Origin of the sequence: Paenibacillus sp. RC73, assembly GCF_044908085.1 — a bacterium.
GTDB classification, from domain to species: domain Bacteria; phylum Bacillota; class Bacilli; order Paenibacillales; family Paenibacillaceae; genus Paenibacillus; species Paenibacillus terrae_A.
The window spans coordinates 1-24595 of record NZ_JBIYCV010000015.1 but is presented as its reverse complement, the minus strand read 5'-3'; the positions used below and the strand labels follow the sequence as shown (position 1 = coordinate 24595).

At 50.0% G+C, this 24595-nt stretch carries 2 protein-coding genes; one reads left to right on the top strand and one right to left on the bottom strand.

The annotated features are described in order from the left end of the window. Positions 1–72: 72 nt before the first annotated feature. Positions 73–22899 carry a non-ribosomal peptide synthase/polyketide synthase gene (locus tag ABH897_RS24570; protein ID WP_404592841.1) on the top strand — a complete coding sequence of 7609 codons (22827 nt, stop codon included), beginning with the start codon at positions 73–75 and terminating at the stop codon, positions 22897–22899. 109 nt (positions 22900–23008) lie between these two features. Here the strand turns inward: ABH897_RS24570 and ABH897_RS24565 are convergent, their stop codons facing one another. After that, a complete protein-coding gene (locus ABH897_RS24565) occupies positions 23009–24043 on the bottom strand; it encodes an alpha/beta hydrolase (RefSeq protein ID WP_283654086.1) in 1035 nt (344 codons plus the stop codon). Between the last annotated feature and the right edge of the window lie 552 nt (positions 24044–24595).

The window sequence follows — 24595 nt, the reverse complement described above, 5'->3', positions numbered from 1 at the left end:
ATGGTCCTTTTGTCCTCCTGACTGCCAGTAGCAGCGGGAGGATAATCACATCACGGAATAGGAGTGAACGAGATGAATGACATGCAGTTATATGATTTAACAAATGCGCAGAAACGTATATGGTATACCGAATTACTCTATCCAGATACGTCAGTGTCACAGCTTTCCGGTACAGCCAAGATGAAGGGCCGTATCCATATCGCTGCCTTCATGCAGTCCATTAATTTGATTATCAAACAGTATGATGCGTTCCGCATTCGTATCACCTCAGTGGATGGAATGCCTCAGCAGTATGTCGTTCCTTATGAAGAGAGACAGTTGGAGTATCTGGACCTTACTCACTATGAAAGTGTATCAGAGGTAGAAGCTTTACTTGAGCAGCACAAAAGCAAACCCCTGCAACTGCTGGATTCTGAGCTATTCCAGTTTTTGATTGTAAAGATTAGCGAGGATGAGTATTGGATTAATACCAAGATGCACCACATTATTTCTGACGGGATATCAATGGTGATCTATGGCAATCAATTGACGGAATTTTACATGCAGATCATCCAAGGAAATGAACCGACGCTGAATGACGATTGCTCCTATATTCAATATATTTCAGAAGAGAACGCATACGAGCTTTCTGACAGATACCAAAAGGACAAGGCATACTGGCTGAATAAATTTTCTGATTTACCTGAACTTACGGGTTGGAAGTCATACAATCCGTTATCTCTAAGCACCCGCGCCGTTCGGGAGCATTTTACCGTGCCAGAGGTGCTGTATCACGAGCTGCAGGCATTTTGCCAACAGAACAGGATTTCTCTGTTCCAGTTCTTCATGGGTGCGATGTATATTTACATACACAAAGTGACGAATCAGCCGGATGTGGTGATCGGTACTTCATTCGCTAACCGGGGGAACAAAAAAGAGAAGCAAAAGATAGGTATGTTCGTCAGCACGGCTGCAGCCAGAACATACGTCGAAAAGGATATGGATGCGTTGAGCTTTCTGCAGGATGTAGCCAGGGATCAGATGTCAGTCCTGCGGCATCAGAAGTATCCATATAATCAGTTAATTCAGGATCTTAGAGAAATGCATGGTAACAAGGATATTCAGCGGCTTTTTGGCGTTTCAATGGAATACCGCCTTATCAATTGGGTTGATTTGGATGAGGTGCGCATTTTGACGGATTATGATTTCTGCGGTGACGAAGTGAATGATTTCGTGCTTCATATCGTGGAGATCCTGGATGAAGGCGAGCTGGTACTGGATGTCGATTACCGGACGACGCTGTTTGAACGCAGTGAAGTAACGGACATGGTTTCCCAGTTGCTTACGATCGCCGAGCAGATCATTCATGCACCGCAGCTTCCCATCGCAGAGGTAACCCTGCTGGGAGAAGCGGATGAGCAATCCATTTTGGCTCTCTCGGAAGGGATTGTAGCTGATTATCCGCGTGAAAAGACAATTCATGGCTTATTCGAAGAACAAGCCGAGCGCACGCCAGATCATGTTGCCGTTCAGATGGGCGAGCAGAGCATTACATATCTAGCTCTAAACGAGCAGGCTAACCAGCTTGCGAGATATTTGCGCTCCGAGGGAGTAGGAGCAGATACGCTCGTAGGGATCATGGCTGACCGTTCCTTGGAGATGATCGTCGGCATTATGGGCATTTTGAAAGCAGGAGGTGCCTATGTACCGATTGATCCCGATTATCCCGAAGAACGTATCCATTATATGCTGGAGGATTCGGGAGTTCATCTGTTGCTCACCCAAAGCCATCTATGGGAGAGTACCACATTTGACGGAAAGCTTGTGAATCTGGACGAAGCTGCATCGTATAAAGGGGGCACTTCAAATCTGGAGAGCATTTCGGGGGCGAGCAATCTTGCCTATGTTATCTATACGTCGGGTACAACTGGCAAGCCGAAGGGAACGCTGATCGAGCATAAAAATGTAGTTCGACTGCTCTTTAACGATAAAAATTTATTTGATTTCAGCGCTCAGGATACGTGGACGCTATTCCATTCGTTCTGCTTCGATTTTTCGGTTTGGGAGATGTATGGAGCCCTTCTCTACGGAGGAAAATTGGTGATTGTTCCGTCTCTCACAGCCAAGAGTCCAGCAGCTTTCCTGGAGTTGTTGAAAGACAACAAAGTCACCATTTTGAATCAGACGCCGACGTATTTTTATCAGGTGATACAGGAAGAATTGGCGCTCTCTTCGACAGAGCTTAGCCTTAGAAAAATCATTTTTGGTGGAGAGGCCTTAAGCCCATCTCTTCTGGGAAACTGGCGGTTTAAGTATCCTGATGTGCAACTGATTAATATGTACGGAATTACGGAAACAACGGTCCATGTCACCTACAAGGAAATCACGGAACGTGAGATTGAAGCGGGGAAAAGCAATATTGGCAGAACAATTCCGACACTTAGCGCTTACATTTTCGATGAGCAAAGACGTCTGCAGCCTGTCGGGGTTCCAGGGGAGCTATACATCGCGGGCGACGGTCTTGCCCGAGGGTATTTGAACCGTGCAGAGTTAACAGCCGAGAAATTCGTAGAGCATCCGTTTCGGGCGGGAGAGCGGATGTACCGTACCGGCGATCTGGCTCGTTGGTTGCCTGATGGTAATATCGAATATTTGGGCCGGATCGACCATCAAGTCAAAATTCGTGGCTACCGAATTGAGCTTGGCGAGGTGGAAGCCCAAATTCTCAAGGTTCCGAATGTACGGGAAACGATTGTCCTTGCAAGGGACGACGAACAGGGACAAAAATTGCTGTGCGCCTACTACGTTGCCTCCACCGACCTTTCGCCGAGCGAATTGAGGTCTCAGCTGGCCGTAGAACTACCAGCTTATATGATCCCCTCTTATTTTGTCCGGCTGGAGCAAATGCCGCTTACGCCAAATGGCAAGCTGGATCGCCGCGCGCTGCCAGCTCCTGAGGGCAGTGTACAATCCAGCGAGGTTTATTTGGCTCCGAGAACTGCTGCGGAAGCGCAGCTAGTGCTAATCTGGCAGGATATTCTGGGAGTTGCCCGTGTCGGCGTCAGAGATAATTTCTTTGAAATTGGTGGTCACTCCTTGCGGGCGACATTACTCGTTTCACGGATTCAAAAAGAGCTGGGGGGCAGCCTTTCGTTGCGGGAAGTGTTTCAGTGGCCTACGGTCGAGTCCATGGCACGACTGGTGAAAGAACGCATTCCGACCGTGTATGAATCCATCCCACGGGCGGAGGAAAGCGAAGCTTACCCCGTGTCCTCAGCACAGAAGCGGTTATATGTGTTGAGACAAATGGACGGAGGAGAGCTCAGCTACAATATGCCTGGAGCATTCACGGTGGACGGGCCGTTGGATCGCGTTCGGCTGGAATCTGCGTTCCAGGCACTGATCCAGCGTCACGAATCCCTGAGAACCGGCTTCTATATGAAGGATGGAGAGCTTGTTCAGCGTGTGCATAGGGATGTGCCGTTCGCGTTGGACTACACAGAAGCTTCGGTGGAGGCGCCGGATACGCTCGTACGCAGCTTTATCCGTGCCTTTGATCTCAGCCAGGCCCCATTACTGCGTGTTGGCTTGGTGAAGTTGGAAGAGGAACGTCATCTGTTGCTGTTTGATATGCATCATATCGTTTCGGATGGGGTTTCCATTCAAATACTGGTGGAAGAACTCACCTCATTATATCAGGGAGAACAACTGCCAGAACTGCACATCCAGTACAAGGATTATGCTGTATGGCAACGGGAGCATTCGGAGAACCAGTGGAAAGAGCTTGAAGCATACTGGCTGCAGGCTTTTGAAGGGGAACTGCCTGTACTTGATTTGCCTACGGATTATCAAAGACCTTCTGTTCGCAGCTTCGAGGGTAGCCGAATTGATTTTACATTGGATGCGTCCGGCAATAAGGCAATACAGGAACTCGCATCCCGTACAGGTACTACGCTGTATATGGTATTGCTGGCTGCTTATTCGGTCCTGTTGCACAAATATACGGGGCAGGAGGACATCATCGTAGGTTCTCCGGTGGCCGGAAGACCGCAAGCGGAGCTTGAGAGCATCATCGGGATGTTTGTCAATACACTGGCTATGCGCAGCTACCCGGCGGGAGACAAGACATTTCAGGATTATCTTCTCGAAATCAAGGAAACGGCGCTCAAGGCGTTCGAGCATCAGGACTATCCTTTGGAAAAACTGATTGAGAAGCTGGGTGTAGGACGTGATGTCAGCCGCAATCCACTCTTTGATACTCTGTTGGTATTGCAAAATACGGAGCAGGCAGAGCAGGACATGGGCGGGCTGCGCTTTACTCCTTACCCGATGGAGACCGTTACAGCCAAATTTGACCTGTCACTCAATGTAGAGGAGCAGGGGGCAGAGCTAGCTTTTGGTTTGGAATATAGTACGGCTTTGTATCGGCGGGAGAGTGTGGAGCGACTTGCTATGCACTTGCTTCGGGTTCTGCATGCGGTCGCTGTCAATCCCCAGTTAAAGCTGGCGGAGATTGAGATGATCACACCGGAGGAGAAGGTGCAGATCATTGAAGAATTTAACGCGACATCGGCTCCTTATCCACGTGAGAAGACTATTCACGAGCTGTTCGCGGAACAAGTAAAGCGTACACCAGAGCAGACGGCGCTTGTATTCGGCAACGTCCAGCTAACCTACCTCGAATTGGAAGAGAAGGCGGGGCGGCTGGCCCAAACACTGCGTCGCTTGGGAACGTTGAGGGAGCAGCCTGTGGCCGTGATGGGCGGACGAAGCATCGAGATGGTCATTGGTATGCTCGCGATACTACAGGCGGGTGGAGCCTATGTGCCTATTGATCCCGAATACCCGGAAGACCGGGTTCGTTATATGCTCAATGATTCCGGCGCCAAGCTACTACTGGTGCAAAAGGGTGAGTTTGTAAGTGTAGACTACGGTTTACCGATTGTCGACCTCAGCAGTGAAGAGGCTTATGCAGCCGAACCTGCCCAGCCGGAGGAGACTGTCCATGGATCGCAGGGACTCGCTTATGTCATCTATACATCGGGTACGACGGGTAGACCGAAGGGTGTTATGGTTGAACACCGGAACGTGGTCCGTCTGGTCAAAGAAACTAACTATGTGGAGTTGAATGAATCCACACGAATTTTGCAGACAGGAGCCGTGGCCTTCGATGCTTCTACTTTCGAGATATGGGGGGCGTTGCTTAATGGCGGACAGCTCTATTTCGTAGAGAACGACGACATTCTGATTGCTGATAGGCTCAAAGCTGCCATCGCCAAGTACAGGATTACGACGTTGTGGCTCACTTCACCGCTTTTCAATCAGCTTTCACTGCAGGATGAGTACCTGTTTAGAGGGCTGAAAACATTGTTGGTCGGCGGTGACGTACTGTCCATATCTCATATGAACCGTGTGACCGAGGCCAATCCTGATCTTGTCCCTATCAATTGCTATGGTCCGACAGAGAATACTACCTTCTCCACCACCTACAAGATTCCAGGTCGTTTTGAAGGGGGAGTGCCGATTGGTCGCCCGATTAGTAACTCGACCGCTTATGTAGTCAATGGATCGCTTCAATTACAACCCATTGGGGCTTGGGGCGAACTGATTGTCGGCGGAGAAGGTGTAGCGCGCGGATATCTCAATCGTCCCGATCTCACGGCAGAAAAATTTGTCCCTAGTCCCGTGAAGGACGGAGAATCCTGCTACCGAACTGGTGATCTGGTACGCTGGCTTCCAGATGGTAATCTGGAATTTAAAGGAAGAATTGATGAACAGGTCAAAATACGTGGCTACCGCATTGAGCTCCCCGAAATCGAGGCTCAGTTGGCCAAGGTGGAGACGGTCATCGACGCCGTAGTGGTCGTTCGCGCGGATGAGCTTGGAGAGAAGCAGCTTTGCGCTTATTATGTGGCGGATCGCATGCTCACCGCAGGAGAAGTGCGTCTTGCTCTATCGCAGGTACTTCCGGGTTATATGATCCCGTCCTATTTTGTGCAGCTGGATCGTATGCCATTAACGTCGAACGGAAAAGTGGACCGCAGATCTCTGCCGGCTCCTCAAGTGGGTGCGCATACGGGACGGAAGTATACGGCTCCCCATACACCGGCGGAAGAAGCCTTGGCGTCTGTTTGGCAAGGGGTGCTGGGTGCCGAGCAGGTGGGGATCCATGACAATTTCTTTGAATTGGGAGGAGACTCCATTAAGGCCATTCAGGTTTCGTCACGGTTACTACAGGCTGGTTATCGGTTAGAGATGAAGGAACTGTTCAAATCTCCAACCATTGCGGAGCTAAGCACGCAAATACAAGCGGCTGTGCACATGGCTGAACAAGGAACTGTGCGTGGATCGGCCTCCTTGACTCCAGTCCAGCAGTGGTTCTTTGGACGGAAGCAGGCAGAGCCGCATCACTTCAATCAAGCGGTCATGCTGTACCGTGAACAGGGATTTGAGGAAAAGGCCTTGCACCATGTGCTGAAAAAACTCGCCCAGCATCATGACGCCCTCCGCATGGTTTTTCGTCAGACAGAACAAGGCTACGAGGCTTGGAATCGTGGTCTTGAAGAAGGAGAGCTTTATAGTCTGCAAACCGCTGATTTACGGAATGAATCCAGCCCGGTCGCAGCCATTACAGTGTTGTCGGACGACATTCAGCGCAGCATCAATCTGGCAGAAGGTCCGCTGTTGAAGCTAGGACTTTTCCATTGTCAGGATGGAGACCATCTCCTGATCGTGATCCACCATTTGGTGGTGGACGGAGTATCCTGGCGGATTTTGTTCGAGGATATCGCAGCGGGCTATGAACAGGTGACTCAAGGACAAGTGCTGACATTCCCGCAGAAGACGGACGCTTTCCGTGACTGGGGTGATGCTCTTTCCCGTTATTCGGAAAGTCCGGAAATCGAAATTCATCAGGCGTATTGGACAGACCTGGAAGGACAGCAACCTGAGCAGTTACCGAAGGATGAGGCTGTAGAAAGCCTTCTTTTACGGGATAGCGAAGTGGTAACAGCACAATGGACTGTAGAAGAAACCGACCAACTGCTGAGAAAAGCCCACCGTGCTTACCAAACGGAGACGAACGATCTGCTATTGACCGCTCTGGGCATGGCGGTATCCAAGTGGTCCGGCATTGGAAAGATTGCTGTAAATCTCGAAGGCCACGGTCGTGAACCGATTATACCGAATATCGACATTACCCGTACCGTCGGCTGGTTTACAAGCCAATATCCGGTGATTTTAGACTTGGGCGATGACCCGGAAGTGGCAGCCTTGATCAAGTCTGTGAAAGAAGGGCTGCGCCGAATTCCGAACAAAGGTATCGGATATGGGTTACTCAAAACCATGGCAAGTCAGGTGGACGCAGACAGCTTCAACTTGCAGCCAGAGATTTCTTTTAACTACCTGGGGCAATTTGATCAGGATTTGCAGGGAAGCTCGTTGCAGATTTCTCCTTATCCGACCGGAAGCGCCCAAAGCTTGTTGGAGGAACCAGCCTATACGCTAGATATCAATGGCATGGTGACGGACGGAGCCCTGAGTCTGACGATTACTTATAATGGAAAACAGTATAAGTCATCTACGATGGAACAACTCGCTGGATATATTGAAGACAGCTTGCGCGAGCTTCTCCATCATTGCGTAACCCAAGAGAGAGCGGTGTTGACACCAAGCGACGTGCTTGCGAAAGGGCTGAGCATTGCCGATTTGGAAGAGCTTTCTAAGCAAACCAGCCACATAGGTGATATTGAGAATGTATACAGTCTGACGCCGATGCAGAAGGGCATGCTGTTTCATGATATGTTTGAGCCGCATACAGGTGCTTATTTCGAGCAGGCTGCCTTTGACTTTAAGGGTAGCTTTGATCCGGCCGCCTTTGGACACAGTCTGGATGCAGTGGTGGAGCGTCATGCCATCCTGCGCACGAACTTTTATAGCGGATGGGGTAGCGAGCCTTTACAGGTTGTATTTCGGCACAGAGGCGCCAAACTGGTGTACGAAGATCTGCGGGAGATGAACGCAACGCAGCGCGAAGCTTATTTGAAGACGTTTGCTGCAAAGGACAAAGCACAGGGCTTCAACCTGTCTGAAGATGAGCTTCTCCGTGTTTCGATTTTGTGCACAGGTGAAGATAGCTTCCGTCTTTTGTGGAGCTTTCACCACATCGTCATGGATGGATGGTGTGTTCCGTTAATTACGCAGGAGGTATTTGAGCATTATTTTGCCCTCCTGGAAGGAAGAGCACCTCAATTGGCGGAGGTTCAGCCGTATAGTCGATACATCGAATGGCTGGAACAGCAGGATGAAGCAGCTGCGGCCAACTATTGGAGCCGTTATCTGGCTGGTTATGACCAGCAGACGCTTTTACCTCAAGTCGGGGAAGCAAGTATAGGGGAAGGTTATCTATCAGAGAAACTGAATTACACCCTCGACAGGGAATTGACCGGGCGTCTGGAAAAGGTAGCCAGAGACGCTCATGTCACGATGAATATATTGCTGCAATCCATCTGGGGCATTGCGCTTCAACGATACAACGGTAGCCGAGATGTCGTATATGGAAGCGTAGTATCAGGAAGACCAGCAGAAATCCCGGGCATTGATCGGATGATCGGTTTGTTCATCAATACGATTCCAGTTCGTGTGAAGACGGAAGAAAATCTCCCCTTCAATGTCCTGATGAAGCAGCAGCAGGAACAATATATGGCTTCTCATATGTATGACACCTACCCACTGTTTGAGATTCAGGCTCAGACCGATCAGAAGCAGGATTTAATCTCACATATTATGGTATTTGAGAACTATCCTGTCGAGGAGGAGGTAGAGCGTCTGGGTGGTGGCGAGGCTGCCTTTGAGATTGAGGACGCGGAGCTTCTTGAGCAAACGAACTACGATTTTAACCTGATCGTCCTGCCGGGTGAAGAGATGAAATTGCTTTTCCAATACAATACGCTCGTCTATGACTCATCCAATATAGAGCGAATCAGGGGACATCTGGTTCACCTTATGGAACAAATTGTGAAGAACCCTGGAATATCCGTGGATGCTCTGGAACTGGTCACGCCGCAAGAGAGAGACCACATCCTGAACATATGGAAAGATATCGCAGTCCCATATGAGCATTATGCCGAGCTTCATGCACAAGCACAGACTGCACCTATTGGCCAACCTAACGTATACATTGTGGATGACCATTTCAGGTTGCTGCCTGTCGGTGTCGCTGGCGAGCTATGCATCGCAGGTGTCGGATTTACGCGGGAGCATCATAACCATCCTGAATTAACGGATGAAAAGTTCGTGGACAATCCGTTTGCTCCAGGGGAGCGCATGTATCGTACGGGTGACTTGGCTCGTTGGTTGCCGGATGGCACGATCCAGTACCTGGGCCGAGTCGACCATCAGGTCAAAATCCGCGGCTACCGGGTCGAGCTGAGCGAGGTAGAAGCGCAAATGCTCAAAGTGCAATCTGTTCAGGATGTTGTGGTCATGGCTGTAGAGGGTGATGACGGTCACAAGGATCTATTCGCTTACTTCGTAGCTGACCAGACGATTGAAATAAGTGAGTTACGAGCGGTTCTATCGGAGCTGTTACCGGTGTATATGATTCCCTCCCACTTCGTGCAATTGGAAAATCCGTTACTGACGCCAAGCGGAAAAATAGATCGAAAAGCGTTGCAGGGAGAGCGCGGATGGGCAGTTGCTTCATCTGTAGCTCCAAAGACACCTGTGGAAATTCAATTAGCTAAAATCTGGCAAGAGGTGTTGGGTGTAGAGAACGCGGGAGTGAAGGATAATTTCTTCCATTTTGGAGGTCACTCACTGCGTGCAGCCCTGCTAGTCTCACGAATTCGCAAGGAAATGAACCGTGAGATTAGTCTGAGAGAGGTGTTCCAGTCACCTACAATTGAAGGATTGGCTTATGCCATTGAGGGCTACACACCGCTCGATTTTGAGGAAATTCCTACGGCTGGACTACGTGAGCACTACCCATTGTCCTCAAGCCAAAAACGGCTGTTTATTCTAAGTCAGCTGGAAGGCGGAGAGCTGAGCTACAATATGCCGGGTATCCTTACGGTTGAGGGAGCCTTGGATCGGGAACGGCTGGAGCAGGCATTCCGTCGCCTGATTCATCGCCATGGGTCGCTGCGTACCCGTTTTGTGACTGTTAACGGTGAACCCGTACAGCAGATCCTGACGGATGTACCATTTACTGTGGAATATGCGGAGTTGAGCGGGGAAGAGGCAGAAGCTTCCGTTCAGCAATTTGTCCGTCCTTTCGATCTTGGCGAAGCTCCATTGCTGCGGGTCGGCCTTATCCGAATTGCGCATGAGCGCCATTTACTGTTGTTTGATATGCATCATATTGTCTCAGATGGTGTTTCTATGAATATTCTTATAGAAGAGTTTCTCCGCTTCTACCAAGAGGAGGGCTTATTACCTGCACTACAGATCCAGTACACAGACTATGCGGTATGGCAGCAGGAGCAACTCGGAAGCGAACGTCTCAAAGCCCAGGAAGCTTACTGGCTGGATGCATTCCGCGGAAGCTTGCCAGTGCTGGATTTGCCGGGGGATGAAGTCCGTCCTGCGGTGCGAAGCTTTGCGGGGGACCGGATCGACTTCCGTATTGATTCTTCTCTGAGCGGTTCACTCCAGGAGCTGGCTACCCGGACGGGTTCTACTCTGTTCATGGTACTGCTGGCAGCCTATACAGCGCTCTTGCACAAGTACACAGGTCAGGAAGATGTCATTGTCGGCTCACCTGTGGCGGGAAGATCCCATGCGACACTCGAAGGTCTCATCGGTATGTTCGTCGGCACACTGGCACTGCGTACTTATCCAGAAGGGGAGAAGTCTTTCGAGACTTATTTGCAGGAAGTGAAGGAAACAGCGCTGCAGGCGTATGAAAACCAGGATTATCCGTTCGAGGAGCTGGTAGAAAAGCTGGAGCTTCAGCGTGACCTGAGCCGCAACCCGTTATTTGATACCATGTTTGTCCTGCAAAATATCGAGCAGGGAGAACAAGAAATAGAGGGATTGCGTTTCACTCCTTACGATAATGTACATCCTGCTGCCAAGTTTGACCTCACGCTGACCGTAAGTGAAGCGGATGGGGCATTGGATTGCACGCTTGAGTACTCGACTGCGATCTACAAGCGAGAGACTGCTGAACGAATGACAGGTCATTTTGTACAGCTTATTCGGGAAGCAACCGCCAATCCGGCGATGCCGTTGTCATCCCTTGATATCGTGACACCTCAGGAAAAATCAAAGCTGATGCAGGAGTCGGCCGAAGCCAGAGCAGATTATCCTCGTGACAAGACGATTCATGCGTTGTTCGAGGAACAGGCTGCTCATACTCCGAATGCAGTAGCAGTCGTATGTGAAGAGGCAACCCTGTCCTACAGCGAGCTGAACGAACGGGCAAACAGACTTGCCAGAACGCTCCGCGAGCGTGGCCTCCAACCAGATGGTTTGGCTGGAATCATGGCCGATCGTTCCCTCGAAATGGTCGTCGGGATTTTGGCCATTTTGAAGGCGGGCGGAGCTTACGTCCCTGTGGACCCTGAATATCCGGAGGACCGCATTCGCTTTATGCTGGAGGATTCAGGAGCCAAGCTACTGCTGACACAAACGCATCTGGAGAAACGCGTCTCCTTCGCTGGGGACATCATTAATCTGGACGAGACGGCTTCCTACAAGGAAGATATCTCAAACCTGAAGCCTGCAGCCGGACCGGAGCATCTTGCCTACGTCATCTACACATCGGGTACGACAGGCAAGCCAAAGGGAACGCTGATCGAGCACAAAAATGTAGTTCGCTTGCTCTTTAATGATAAAAATATGTTTGATTTCGGTCCTCAGGATACGTGGACACTGTTCCATTCATTCTGCTTTGACTTCTCCGTATGGGAGATGTATGGGGCATTGCTGAACGGAGGACGTCTGGTCATCGTTCCATCGCTTACGGCGAAGAGTCCGGATCGTTTCTTGCAATTGCTTAAGGACCAGAAGGTCACCGTCTTGAACCAGACGCCGACATACTTCTACCAGTTACTACAGGAAGAGCTTGCTCATCACGCGGCAGAGCTGAGCCTCCGCATGATTATCTTCGGTGGAGAGGCATTAAGCCCGGCCTTGCTCAAGGACTGGAGAACGAAGTACCCGCAAGTGCAGCTCATCAACATGTACGGCATTACCGAAACGACCGTACATGTAACATACAAGGAAATTACAGAGCTGGAAATTGAACAGGGCCGCAGCAATATCGGCATCTCGATTCCGACGCTGCGTGCTTACATTCTGGATGAACAGCGCCGTCCGCAGCCGATTGGCATTCCGGGTGAACTCTACGTGGCGGGCGAAGGTCTGGCGCGCGGCTACCTGAACCGACCGGAATTGACGGAAGAGAAATTTGTTGCTCATCCGTTTGCAGCGGGCGAGCGTATGTACCGCTCGGGTGACTTGGCACGTTGGCTGCCTGATGGCAGCATGGAGTATTTGGGACGGATTGACCATCAGGTTAAAATCCGTGGTTACCGCATCGAGCTGGGCGAAGTGGAAGCGAAGCTGCTCCATGCCCCGTCTGTAAGGGAGGCCGTTGTGCTCGCCCGGGAGGATGGAAGTGGGCAAAAGGTGCTTGTCGCCTATTTCACTGCCGATCAGATGCTGACGGTAGGCGAATTGAGAAAAGCCTTGGCTGCTGAACTGCCAGCTTATATGATTCCGTCTTACTTCATGCAATTGGAACAGATGCCATTGACGCCAAATGGCAAGCTGGATCGCAAGGCGCTTCCTGCTCCGGAGGCCAATGTGCAGACAGGAGCGGTTTATGAACCGCCAAGGACGAAGGCTGAGGAAGCTCTGGCGTCCGTATGGCAAGGTGTACTGGGAGCGCAGCAGGTCGGCATCCATGATCATTTCTTCGATCTGGGTGGTGACTCCATCAAAGCGATCCAGGTATCCTCAAGATTGTTCCAAGCCGGGTATAAGCTGGAGATGAAGGATCTCTTCAAATATCCGACAATTGCCGAGCTAAGCCCGTATCTTCAGGCAGCCGGACGCACAGCAGAACAGGGCGAGATCCAAGGTGCAGCGGAGCTAATGCCAATTCAGCGTTGGTTCTTTGAACGCCATACAGCGGAGCCGCATCATTACAATCATGCCGTTATGCTCTATCGGAAAGACGGCTTTGATGAAGCTGCACTCCGATTGACGGTGACCCAAATTGCTACCCACCATGACGCGCTGCGTGTGGTCTTCCGTTCTACAGAAGCTGGATATGCAGCCTGGAATCGGGGAACGGACGAAGGTGAGCTCTACACATTGGACATCGCTGATGTGCGGCAGGCAGAAGATCAGGCAGCTGCCGTTCAAGCCAAAGCCGATGACATCCAGGCAAGCTTTCACCTGGAAGACGGCCCACTGTTCAAGCTAGGCTTGTTCCATTGTGACGATGGCGATCATTTGTTAATTGTCATCCATCACCTCTTGGTTGACGGCGTATCCTGGCGCATCCTGTTTGAGGATATCGCAGCGGGATACGAGCAGGCGTTGAATGGACAAGCCATCGTTCTTCCTCAAAAGACCGATTCGTATCTTGTATGGTCTGAGCAAGCGGCGAAGTATGCAGCAGGGCCTGCTCTGGACAAGGAGCGTGCATACTGGCAGCAGATCGAGGAGGCGATTTTGGCTCCACTGCCAAAGGATAAGGATCAGGAGCCGGGCACCATTCGGGATACCGAGTCGGTAACGGTAACGTGGTCTGCGGAAGAAACGGACCTGCTGCTGCGACAAGCGAACCGGGCGTATCATACGGAGACGAATGATTTGCTCTTGACTGCTCTGGGGGCAGCAATACAGCGCTGGACAGGCATGGAGCAGATTTTGGTCAATCTTGAAGGGCATGGACGGGAAATGATTATACCTGAACTGGATATCACCCGTACCGTGGGCTGGTTCACAACCCAGTATCCGGTTCTGCTGAACCTTCAAGACGGACAGGAAGTATCAGCACGAATCAAGCGTATCAAGGAGAATTTGCGCCAGATTCCACACAAAGGAATCGGCTACGGCCTTCTGAAATATATGGCACTGGAGAAAAGTGGCGGGTTCGGCGTAGAGCCGGAGATTTCCTTCAACTATCTTGGACAGTTTGATCAGGATTTGGAGGGGAATGCCCTCAGCCTATCCACACATTCAGTCGGTAAGGCGCTCAGCGACCACACACCGCAGCAGTATGCTCTGGATGTGAATGGCATGATTGCCGAAGGCCAGCTATCACTGACGGTTACGTATAGCACCAGGCAGTATCGCAAGGAGACGGTGAATCATTTTGCTGAATTATTACAGTCCAGCCTTAGCGAGGTCATCCGGCATTGTGTGGCGCAGGAGCGTTCACAGCTTACGCCAAGTGATGTTTTGTTCCAGGGATTAACGTTGGAGCAGTTTGATCGACTTACAGCTCAGACGGCCCACATTGGAGAGATTGAAGATGTGTACAAGCTTACGCCAATGCAGAAGGGGATGCTGTTTCACAGCCTGCTGGAGCCAGACTCCTCTTCATACTTCGAGCAGGCTACGTTCGAGCTGCGAGGCAGCTTCGATGTAGATACTTTCTTCGAGAGCTTTCAGGCTTTGGTGCAAAGACATGCCATACTACGTACCAGCTTTTACAACAACATTGGTGATTTACCGCTGCAAGTTGTCTTTAAGCAACGGCCAATCCCACTGCACTACGTAGATTTGCGTGCCGCAACTTTGCAAGAGCAAGAAGCCCAAATCAAGGCTTACACTGCTGAGGATATGGCTAAGGGGTTCAGCTTGGCGGAAGATCCGCTGATGCGAGTAACCGTCTTGCAAACAGAACAAAGCTCACTGGTATTATGGAGCTTCCACCATATTGTCATGGATGGCTGGTGTATCCCGATCATTACACAGGAGCTGTTCGATTATTATTCTGCTATGCGACAGCAGGTACAGCCTGTGCTGCCGCCAGCTCAGCCCTATAGCCGTTATATTGAGTGGCTTGATGCACAGGATGATGAGGAAGCTTCAACATATTGGAGCCAATACCTCAAGGACTATGATGGGAATACCGTATTGCCGGAAGGCAAGACGAAATCTCAGGCCAAAGAAGCGGGCTATGTTCTAAATGAGCATGTTCTCCATCTGGGTGCATCCTTGACCGATAAAATGGATGTTGTGGCGAAGCGAAACCACGTGACCGTCAACACCTTAATGCAGACAGCTTGGGGACTGATTCTTCAACGTTACAATGCCAGCTCGGATGTGGTTTTCGGCGGCGTTGTGTCAGGTAGACCGGCTGAGATTGCAGGTATCGAAAATATGGTGGGTCTGTTCATTAATACAGTACCTATCCGTGTACAGTCCTCCAAAGACGAAGCCTTTGTCGAGGTCATGAAACGTACACAGGCACAATCGCTGGCAGGCCGTGCTTACGACACTTACCCACTATATGAGATTCAGGGGAAGACAACCCAAAAGCAGGACCTGATTTCTCATATTATGATCTTTGAAAATTATCCGCTCGACGAACAGGTGGAACAGTCGGGTAATCAAAATGAGGACAATCTCGAAGTCGCGAACTTCACCATGTTTGAACAAACGAACTATGGCTTTAACCTGGTTGTGATTCCAGGCGAGGATATCAAGGTCTGCATACGTTACAATGCTTTGGTCTACGAACAAGAAAGCATTGCACAAATCGGTGGACACTTGATGCAAATGCTCGATCAGGTAGCTACTCGTCCGCAGGCGACCATAGAGGAGCTGGAGATTGTAACATCTGAGGAACGGGTGAAACTGCTAGACTGGGGCGGCAAGGCCCACACCTATCCAAGTGATCAGGGTCTGCATACCTTGTTTGAAGAGCAGGTTGTCCGTACGCCAGATAAGATTGCAGCTGTTAACGGCGATATTCAGGTCACGTATCGGGAGCTGAACGAGCAGGCGAACAGATTGGCCTCCACCTTGATCGCTCAGGGACTTCGGAGTGAACAAGTGGTTGGTCTGTTGGCGGATCGGTCTGTAGAACTGCTTGTCGCCATCATGGGTGTGCTCAAAGCGGGCGGGGCCTATGTACCTATTGATCCTGAATATCCGCAGGAACGGATTCAGTATATTCTGAAGGATTCTGGCGCTGGAATTCTGCTCACACAGAGCCACTTGACGGAGTTGGCCTCTTTTGAGGGAACGGTTATGGAATTGGATTCCCCGCACATCTACGGCAACGGGGTGGATAATCCCAATCTGCCAGTGAGAGGAAACGATCTGGTGTATTTAATCTATACCTCGGGTACAACAGGGAATCCGAAGGGAACCATGATTAACCATAAAGGGATCGTGAACTACATCTGGTGGGCCAATGAGGTCTACTGTGCGGAGCAACCAACAGATTTCCCGCTTTACTCATCCATTTCATTTGACCTGACGCTGACATCAATTTTCACTCCATTAATTAACGGAGGATTGGTACGGATTTACGATGGTATAGATAAAGCGGAGGTTGTTCAGCATATTTTGCGCGAAAATGCGGTGGACATTCTCAAGCTGACGCCGACTCATCTCAGCCTTATTAAAGATATGACCATCCCGGCGGAAAGTCGCATTCAGCAGCTCATTGTGGGTGGAGAGAATTTGACCACACATTTGTCGCAAACCATCACAGATCTCTTTGGCGGCAACATCAAAATCTACAATGAATACGGTCCAACCGAAACGGTCGTCGGCTGCATGATTCACCTGTACGATCCTGTGAAGGATACACGTGAATCCGTACCTATTGGATTGTCGGCAGACAATATATACATCCATATCCTGGATGAACAACTTCGTCTCGTGCCATTAGGCGTGGAGGGCGAAATGTACATCGCAGGGGACGGGGTAGCCCGCGGATACCTGAACCGTCCTGAGCTTACCGCAGAAAAATTCATTAGAAATCCGTTTGCTTCGGAAGGAAATATGTATCGAACCGGGGATTTGGCTCGTCGCCTTCCTAATGGAGACATTGAGTACATTGGACGTATTGACCATCAAGTTAAAATACGGGGCTATCGTATAGAGCTTGGTGAGATTGAGGCCAAGCTACAGGATATTCCACTCGTCGAGGAAGCTCTCGTTGTTGCGTGGGCAGATGCCCATGGACAGAAGTCTCTGTGTGCCTACTTCGTAGCTGATCGGGAAATGTCTGTCAGCGAGCTGCGGAACGAACTTTCTGGACTGCCTGCGTATATGATCCCGTCCTACTTCGTCCAACTGGACGTGATGCCTTTGACACCGAATGGCAAGCTGGACCGTAAGGCACTGCCTGAACCGAACTCGGGTGTGAAGGCGGGCGCGGCCTTTACTGCTCCACGGACGGATGTGGAGAACATTTTGGCTTCGATCTGGCAGGGTGTGCTAGGTGTTCCGATTGTCGGCATACATGACAATTTCTTTGAGCTTGGAGGCGACTCGATCAAATCGATTCAAGTATCATCAAGGCTTCTCCATGCAGGCTATAAACTTGAGATGAAGGATTTGTTCGGCTATCCAACCGTTGCAGAGCTGGCCCAGCGCGTTAACGCAGTCAGCCGAATTGCAGATCAGAGCGAGGTACACGGAGCGGTAAGACTGGGACCTGCCCAGCGCAGATTTTTCGACGAGCAGTCGACGGACCTGCACCACTTTAATCAGTCGGTCATGTTGTACAGACGGGAAGGCTTCAATACCGATGCGCTCGCCAAGGTTGTTCGGAAAATTGCAGAACATCATGATGCGCTGCGACTGGTGTTACGCCAAGGAGAGCGGGGATTTGAAGCATGGAACCGCAGCTTAGGTGAGGGTGAGCTTTATAGCCTCCAGATCCACGATCTGCAGGATGAAACAGACCCGGCTTCGGCAATAGAAGCAGGTGCGGAAGCCATTCAGCGCAGCATCTCTCTCGGTGATGGACCTCTCTTAAGATTGGGCTTGTTCCGCTGCGCGGAAGGCGAACATCTGTTAATCGTTATTCATCATCTGGCTGTTGATGGCGTATCCTGGCGCATCCTCTTTGAGGACCTGCAGGAGGGTTACGAGCAGGCAGCACGCGGAGAAGCTGTCAAGCTTCCGCAGAAGACGGATTCGTACCGTGCATGGGTTGAGGGAATCACACAATATGCGAACAGTCCGGCGGCTGAACAAGAACGCAGCTATTGGGCAGAGGTAGAAGGGGATGGCTTCGCCCCTCTTCCAAAAGACAAGGTAGACGGTGCTCTTCTCATCAAAGACAGCGAGACTGTTACGGTGAGATGGTCACCAGAAGAGACAGAGCAGTTCCTGAAAGAGGCAAACCGCACTTACAACACGGAAGTTAACGATCTGCTCCTGACGGCCCTCGGCATGGCTGTTCACGAGTGGACCGGGATCGAACGTGTAGGCATCCTTCTGGAAGGACATGGACGGGAGCCTGTTGTACCTGAACTGGATATCACTCGCACTATAGGCTGGTTTACAAGTCAATACCCTGTCGCCCTTGAGATGAAAGAGGAACTGGAGATCGGCGCTAGAATCAAGCGTGTCAAGGAAGGCTTGCGTCACATTCCTAACAAAGGTGTCGGATATGGTATTTTGAAATATTTGAGCGACGTATCCGATGTCTCCTCCATCTCTGCTGAACCGGAGATTATCTTCAACTATCTGGGACAGTTCGACCAGGATCTTGCAGGGGGGATGATGGAGGTATCGCCTTACTCAGTAGGATCTGAGGTCAGTGAGCAGATGGTACAGCATCAGGCATTGAACATTAATGGACTGATTGCCGAAGGACGACTTCAACTTTCGGTCAGCTATAACCGTCAGCAGTTCCACACGGAGTCGGTAGAGAAGTTTGTCGGCATCCTGAAGAACCGTCTCAGCGAAGTCATTGGACATTGTGTACGAAAGGAAAGAACGGAGCTTACACCAAGCGACGTACTCCTCAAAGGTATCAGCCTTGAGAAAATCGAGGAGCTGGAAGAGCAGACACGGCATATCGGCAGTATTGAAAATATGTATAAACTGACACCGATGCAAAAAGGAATGTTGTTCCACAGCTTGCTGGAGCCTCATTCGGAAGTCTACTTTGAGCAGGCTAAATTTGAAATTCACGGAGCATTCTATCCTGAGGATTTCAAACGCAGCTTAAAGCATCTGATGAAACGGCATGCCATATTGAGAACGAATTTCCATGCCGGATGGGGCGATTTCCCTATACAGATTGTGTTCAAAGAAAGAGCGTGTGACTTCGTATACGAGGACCTGCACGAGCTGGAATCTGATGAAATTGAAGGGCGTCTTGCAGCTTATACTGCTCAGGACAAAGCAAGAGGCTTTGATCTTGCCGAAGGAGCATTGCTGCGAGTGACCATTCTACAGACGGCAAAAGAGGCTTACCATCTGCTGTGGAGCTCTCATCACATCATTTTGGATGGCTGGTGTATGCCTCTTGTGCTTCAGGAAGTGTTTGAAACGTACGGGGTTCTGCGTGAGCAGAGGGAGCCTGAACTTCCTGTTGCTGTATCGTACAGCCAGTATATTCAATGGCTGGAGGAGCAAGGTGAAGAAGAGGCATCCTCTTACTGGAGAGGTTATCTGGAAGGTTACGAACAGCAGACGAAGCTGCCGCAAGCGACAACACAGCCATTGGCAAAAGCAGAAGCCTACGTATCAGAGAAGCTTGTATTCACGTTGGATGCGGAGCTGACCGAGCGGCTGGAACAAGTGGCCAAGCAGAACCAGGTAACGATGAACATGCTGATGCAAGCAGCCTGGGGAATCGTATTGCAGCGTTACAATAGAAGTCAGGATGTCGTCTTCGGAAGTGTGGTATCGGGAAGACCTGCCGAGATTCCCGGTATCGAAAGCATGATCGGTCTCTTCATTAATACGGTTCCGGTTCGGGTACAGGCCGAGGGAAGCGATACGTTCTCCCATGTGATGAAAAGACAGCAGGAATTATATTTGGCAGGACATGCTTATGATTCCTATCCGCTCTATGAGATTCAAGCACAGAGCGAACAGAAGCAAGATTTAATTTCTCATATTATGGTATTCGAGAATTATCCGGTAGAGGAGCATCTGGAAGAGAAAATTGCCAGTGAAGAGGCTGAATACCAAATTACGGATGTTCAGATGTTTGAACAGACGAATTATGATTTTAACCTCATTGTGCTGCCAGGCCGTAATCTGGAGTTCTTGTACCGTTACAATGCCCGCGTCTATGATCGGGAGAGCGTGGAACGGATTCAAGGGCACTTGATGAAAATTCTGGAAAGTGTATCTGTTCAGCCTGCCATTCGTATTGATGAGCTGGAACTGATTACGCCCGAAGAGAAATCGCAGATTATAGAGGTGTGGGGCGATACAGCAGCTCCTTATCCGCGTGAGAAGACCCTTCACGGCATATTTGAGGAAAAGGCTGCGCTCACACCGGATCGTACAGCACTTATTTATGGCGAAACGAAGCTTACCTACGGAGAACTTCATCAGCAGGCGAACCGCCTCGCACGTACGTTGCGTGCCCAAGGGGTCAGACCGGACCAGCCGGTCGGCATCATGGTTGAACGTTCGCTTGAGATGATCATTGGCATCCATGCCATTCTAAAAGCGGGCGGGGCCTATGTACCGATTGATCCGGAATTCCCGGAAGATCGTATTCGCCACATGCTGGAGGATTCGGGAGCGAAGCTTCTGCTGACGAAGAACCATCTCAAAGATCGCTTTCCGTTCACTGGCACGCTCCTGGCACTCGATGACCCGCAGGCGTATCATGCTGATGACTCGAATCTGGAGCCACTCGCGGGGCCGGAGCATCTGGCGTATATCATTTACACGTCAGGTTCAACTGGCAAGCCGAAAGGCGTAATGATTGAGCATCGATCTGCCGTCCATACGCTGAGCCAGTTGGAAGCTGAATATCCGATGCTGGCAGGCGACCGATTCCTGCTTAAAACGACATTCACATTTGACTTCTCCGTGCCGGAGCTGTTCTGCTGGTTCTTTGGGCAGGGAACTCTCGTGATCTTGCCGCAGGGCGCGGACAAAGATCCGGTGGCACTGCTGGAGGCCGTGGATACGAGCCATATCACGCATCTCAATCTGGTACCGTCGATGCTCAGTGTCCTCGTTCAATATTTGAAGGAAGGCGGCAGCCAAGGATTCCTTACTCTGAAATATCTGTTTGCTTGCGGCGAGACGCTGCCCGCCAAACTTGTGGAAGAGTACTATAAAGTATCTCCACACGCAGTACTGGAGAACATCTATGGTCCTACGGAGGCGGCCGTATATGCGACCCGATATACTACGAGCCTTGAGACTGCTGCTCTAACGCATGTGCCTATCGGTAAACCGTACGCTAACGTCCAAGTATGGATGATGGACAGTGCTTCTCAGGTATCACCTGTGGGTGTACCAGGAGAACTCTGCATTGCAGGCGAAGGGGTAGCGCGAGGGTACTTCAACCAGCCGGACCTGACGGCAGAGAAGTTCATTCCTCACCCGTACAAACCGGGAGCACGGATTTACCGGACGGGCGATTTGGCCCGATGGCTGCCAGACGGGAATATTGAGTATTTGGGGCGGATCGATCACCAGGTAAAAATCCGGGGTTACCGCATTGAACTGGGAGAAGTGGAGGCACAAATTCTTAAAGTGCCGTCTGTGCAGGAAGCGGTAGTCCTTGCACTGGCTGATGCTACTGGAAGTACTCAGCTTTGTGCGTACTTTGTGGCTGAAGAGGGATTTGCAGCCAACGTATTACGTGAAGCACTGGCCAGCGAACTGCCAAGCTACATGATTCCGACTGCTTTCGTACAGCTGGCACAAATGCCGCTGAATCCGAACGGCAAATTGGATCGCAAAGCGCTGCCGGCACCGGAAGCACTCCTGCGGAGCACAGCGGAGTATATCCCGCCGCGTACGCCGACTGAAGTAGAACTGGCGCAGATTTGGTCCGAGGTACTCGGTGTGCAGGAAATCGGAGTCAAGGATCATTTCTTCGAACTTGGGGGTCACTCCCTGAAAGTATTGGGATTGATCCAGAAGATCTCGTCCGTCATGGGTGTCCAGCTCCAGCTCCAGCTCGTGTTCAATCTTCCGACTGTGGAGCAAATGGCACATGAAATATCCAAGCTGCAGACAAAAGATGCTCCTGATGAAGAAGAAATGGAAATTATCCACTTCCCAGGCAAAGGCGCGCTTAAAGTATTTTGCTTCCCTCCTCGGGTCGGCTACTCTCTGGGCTACTATGAGATGGCTAGAGAGCTGGAAGGACATTGTGAGGTATACGGGCTGGAATTCATCGGCGATCGTTTTGAGAGTCAAGACATGCTGGATCGATACATGGATGCCATCGTGGGTATTCAAGCAGAGGGACCATATGTCTTCCTGGGATACTCACTCGGAGGGAATCTGGCCTTCGAGGTGGCCAAAGCCATGGAAAGCCGAGGTCAACAGGTCAGCGACCTTATTATGGTGGATGCTATGAGAAAGACGTCCAAGGATGAATCGACGCCGGAGCAGCTTGAAGAGATCGTTGAGACGGTGTTGGACAGCATTGGGGATCAGTACAAAGCATTCTTGGCCGATCCATCCGACAGGAAGCGAGTCAAAGACAAAATGTTGATCTACTCCATCTATCGGAATGAGCTTATTAACGCAGGTGAAGTTCAGGCCAATATCCATGCCTTGGTTGCAGAAGACGATAGTATGGGTCCGGTGACATCATCAGATAAATTGCTATGGCAACAGGCGACGCTTGGTCAATACGAAGAATACGGAGTTATCGGTACGCACGATGTGCTGCTTGATCCCGGTTATGTTGGGGAGAATGCTAAAGTGCTGAGACAGATACTTGGCAAGGTCGCAGAAGCATCATCTAAAAACAAGCCCATATTGTCCTAAGATTAATCAACAATAATAAGTTTTGGGCAGTAAAGACGCCCGGGTTCCTTTATATAGGAGTAACCCGGGCGTCTTTTGTGTTTTTTGCAACCATCAACATGTAGAGTATCTAATCATCTGTGTTTGTTTTAGCAACGGCTGACCGTGGGTGATTGATATTGGAGATTAGCTCACGGATGACTTGAATGACAAGCTCTGGTTGATCATGAATAATCATATGGTCGCTCTTTTTGGCAACAATAAATTTGCTGTTTGTAGAGATGTTGAGCATCTCACGCTGCCCCATTTGCCAGCTTTGTTCGATCTGCTCATTCCCGCGCTTACTAATACCGAACTGAGTCAAATTTTGCTGGATGCCCCGGGCAATCACACGCACAGGGAGGTTTCCCAAATGTTGCCCACGTATGGCATTTTCGGTCGTGCTCACCAAATCACCCTCCTCGGCAACAGATCGAAAGTATTTGGGTGAAGCGACAATATTCACAAACGATTTTCTATCTTGATGCTCGACACGACCAGTTAGAATAAAATTAGGGAACAGACGAAAAGCCCCCGACCTTTCTAGAAGAATGGATATTAACGGCGAGGGGTTGACCTTAGGTCGTTCCTTGGCATAAATCTCATTTGTCCGGCGGGCGTCATTCTCAGGCCTAGCATCCACCAGCACCAATCCTGCCACCTCATCACTGTACGTTTGTGCGTACAGCCTTGAGTACATGCCCCCGAGAGAATGGCCTACAAGGATATAAGGAGGCTGGATGTCTGTATTCTTTAAGGCGAGATGAAGCTCTCGAACGATGTTTTCCCCAGTGCGTGGAGTAGCAGCCTCCTCGCTCCAGGCATAGCCTGCCCGGTCATAGGATACAACGGTGGCGAATGATGACAGATTTTCGGGAATATCCCTCCAGGACAAGCTGCTTTCCCCGCTTCCCGATTCAAGCAGTATTGTCGGAGTGCCGCTACCAAGTTTGCGAATATGGAGTCGATAGCCTCCGACGTCAACCATTTTCCCCAGAGGAGGATATTGCAATTTATCCTGTTTGGATGCAATCCACTCATAAACAAATCCAGAGATAACGACAAGTAGTAAGCAAGAGATGACAAAAAACACAATTCTCGTCCATGTTCGTCTTCGTTGCTTCATTACAAGATCTACTCCTCTATACTGTTAATTAATCAATAGCTAACGTTAGTATGATACAAAATTGTCTACGTGTAATTTGGTAAGCTTGCTGAAGATTTCAGGTAAACCATCAAAATGAAGTTCCGTAATATCCATCTATTCTCTATTAAAGAGGGTGGTGGTTATGACGATGGTTTTCTCATATCATTTTTGCCCATCCTTTCTTTGTCAAATCATCAATATTAAAGGGAAATAAGACTTAGCACTTGAGCTGTAATGAGTAACGCGGTATTTTGGAGCGATAAAACAATTAAATAAAAAAGCTTGCATTTAAATATTTGGCATGATATATTCTAATTCCGGCCAAGAAATACAAAGTTGCGAGCGAGAGTTACAAAAAGAATTTTAAAAAAAGCTTGCAAAGTTGGTTCGGACATGATATGATATAAGAGTTGATAAGGCGACGAGCTGAGTTAACAAAAAGAAATGTTTGATCTTTGAAAACTGAACAACGAGTGAGTACGGATTTTGCTTGCAAAATCCAACGCTGAGATTTTGGTACATGCCGTCAGG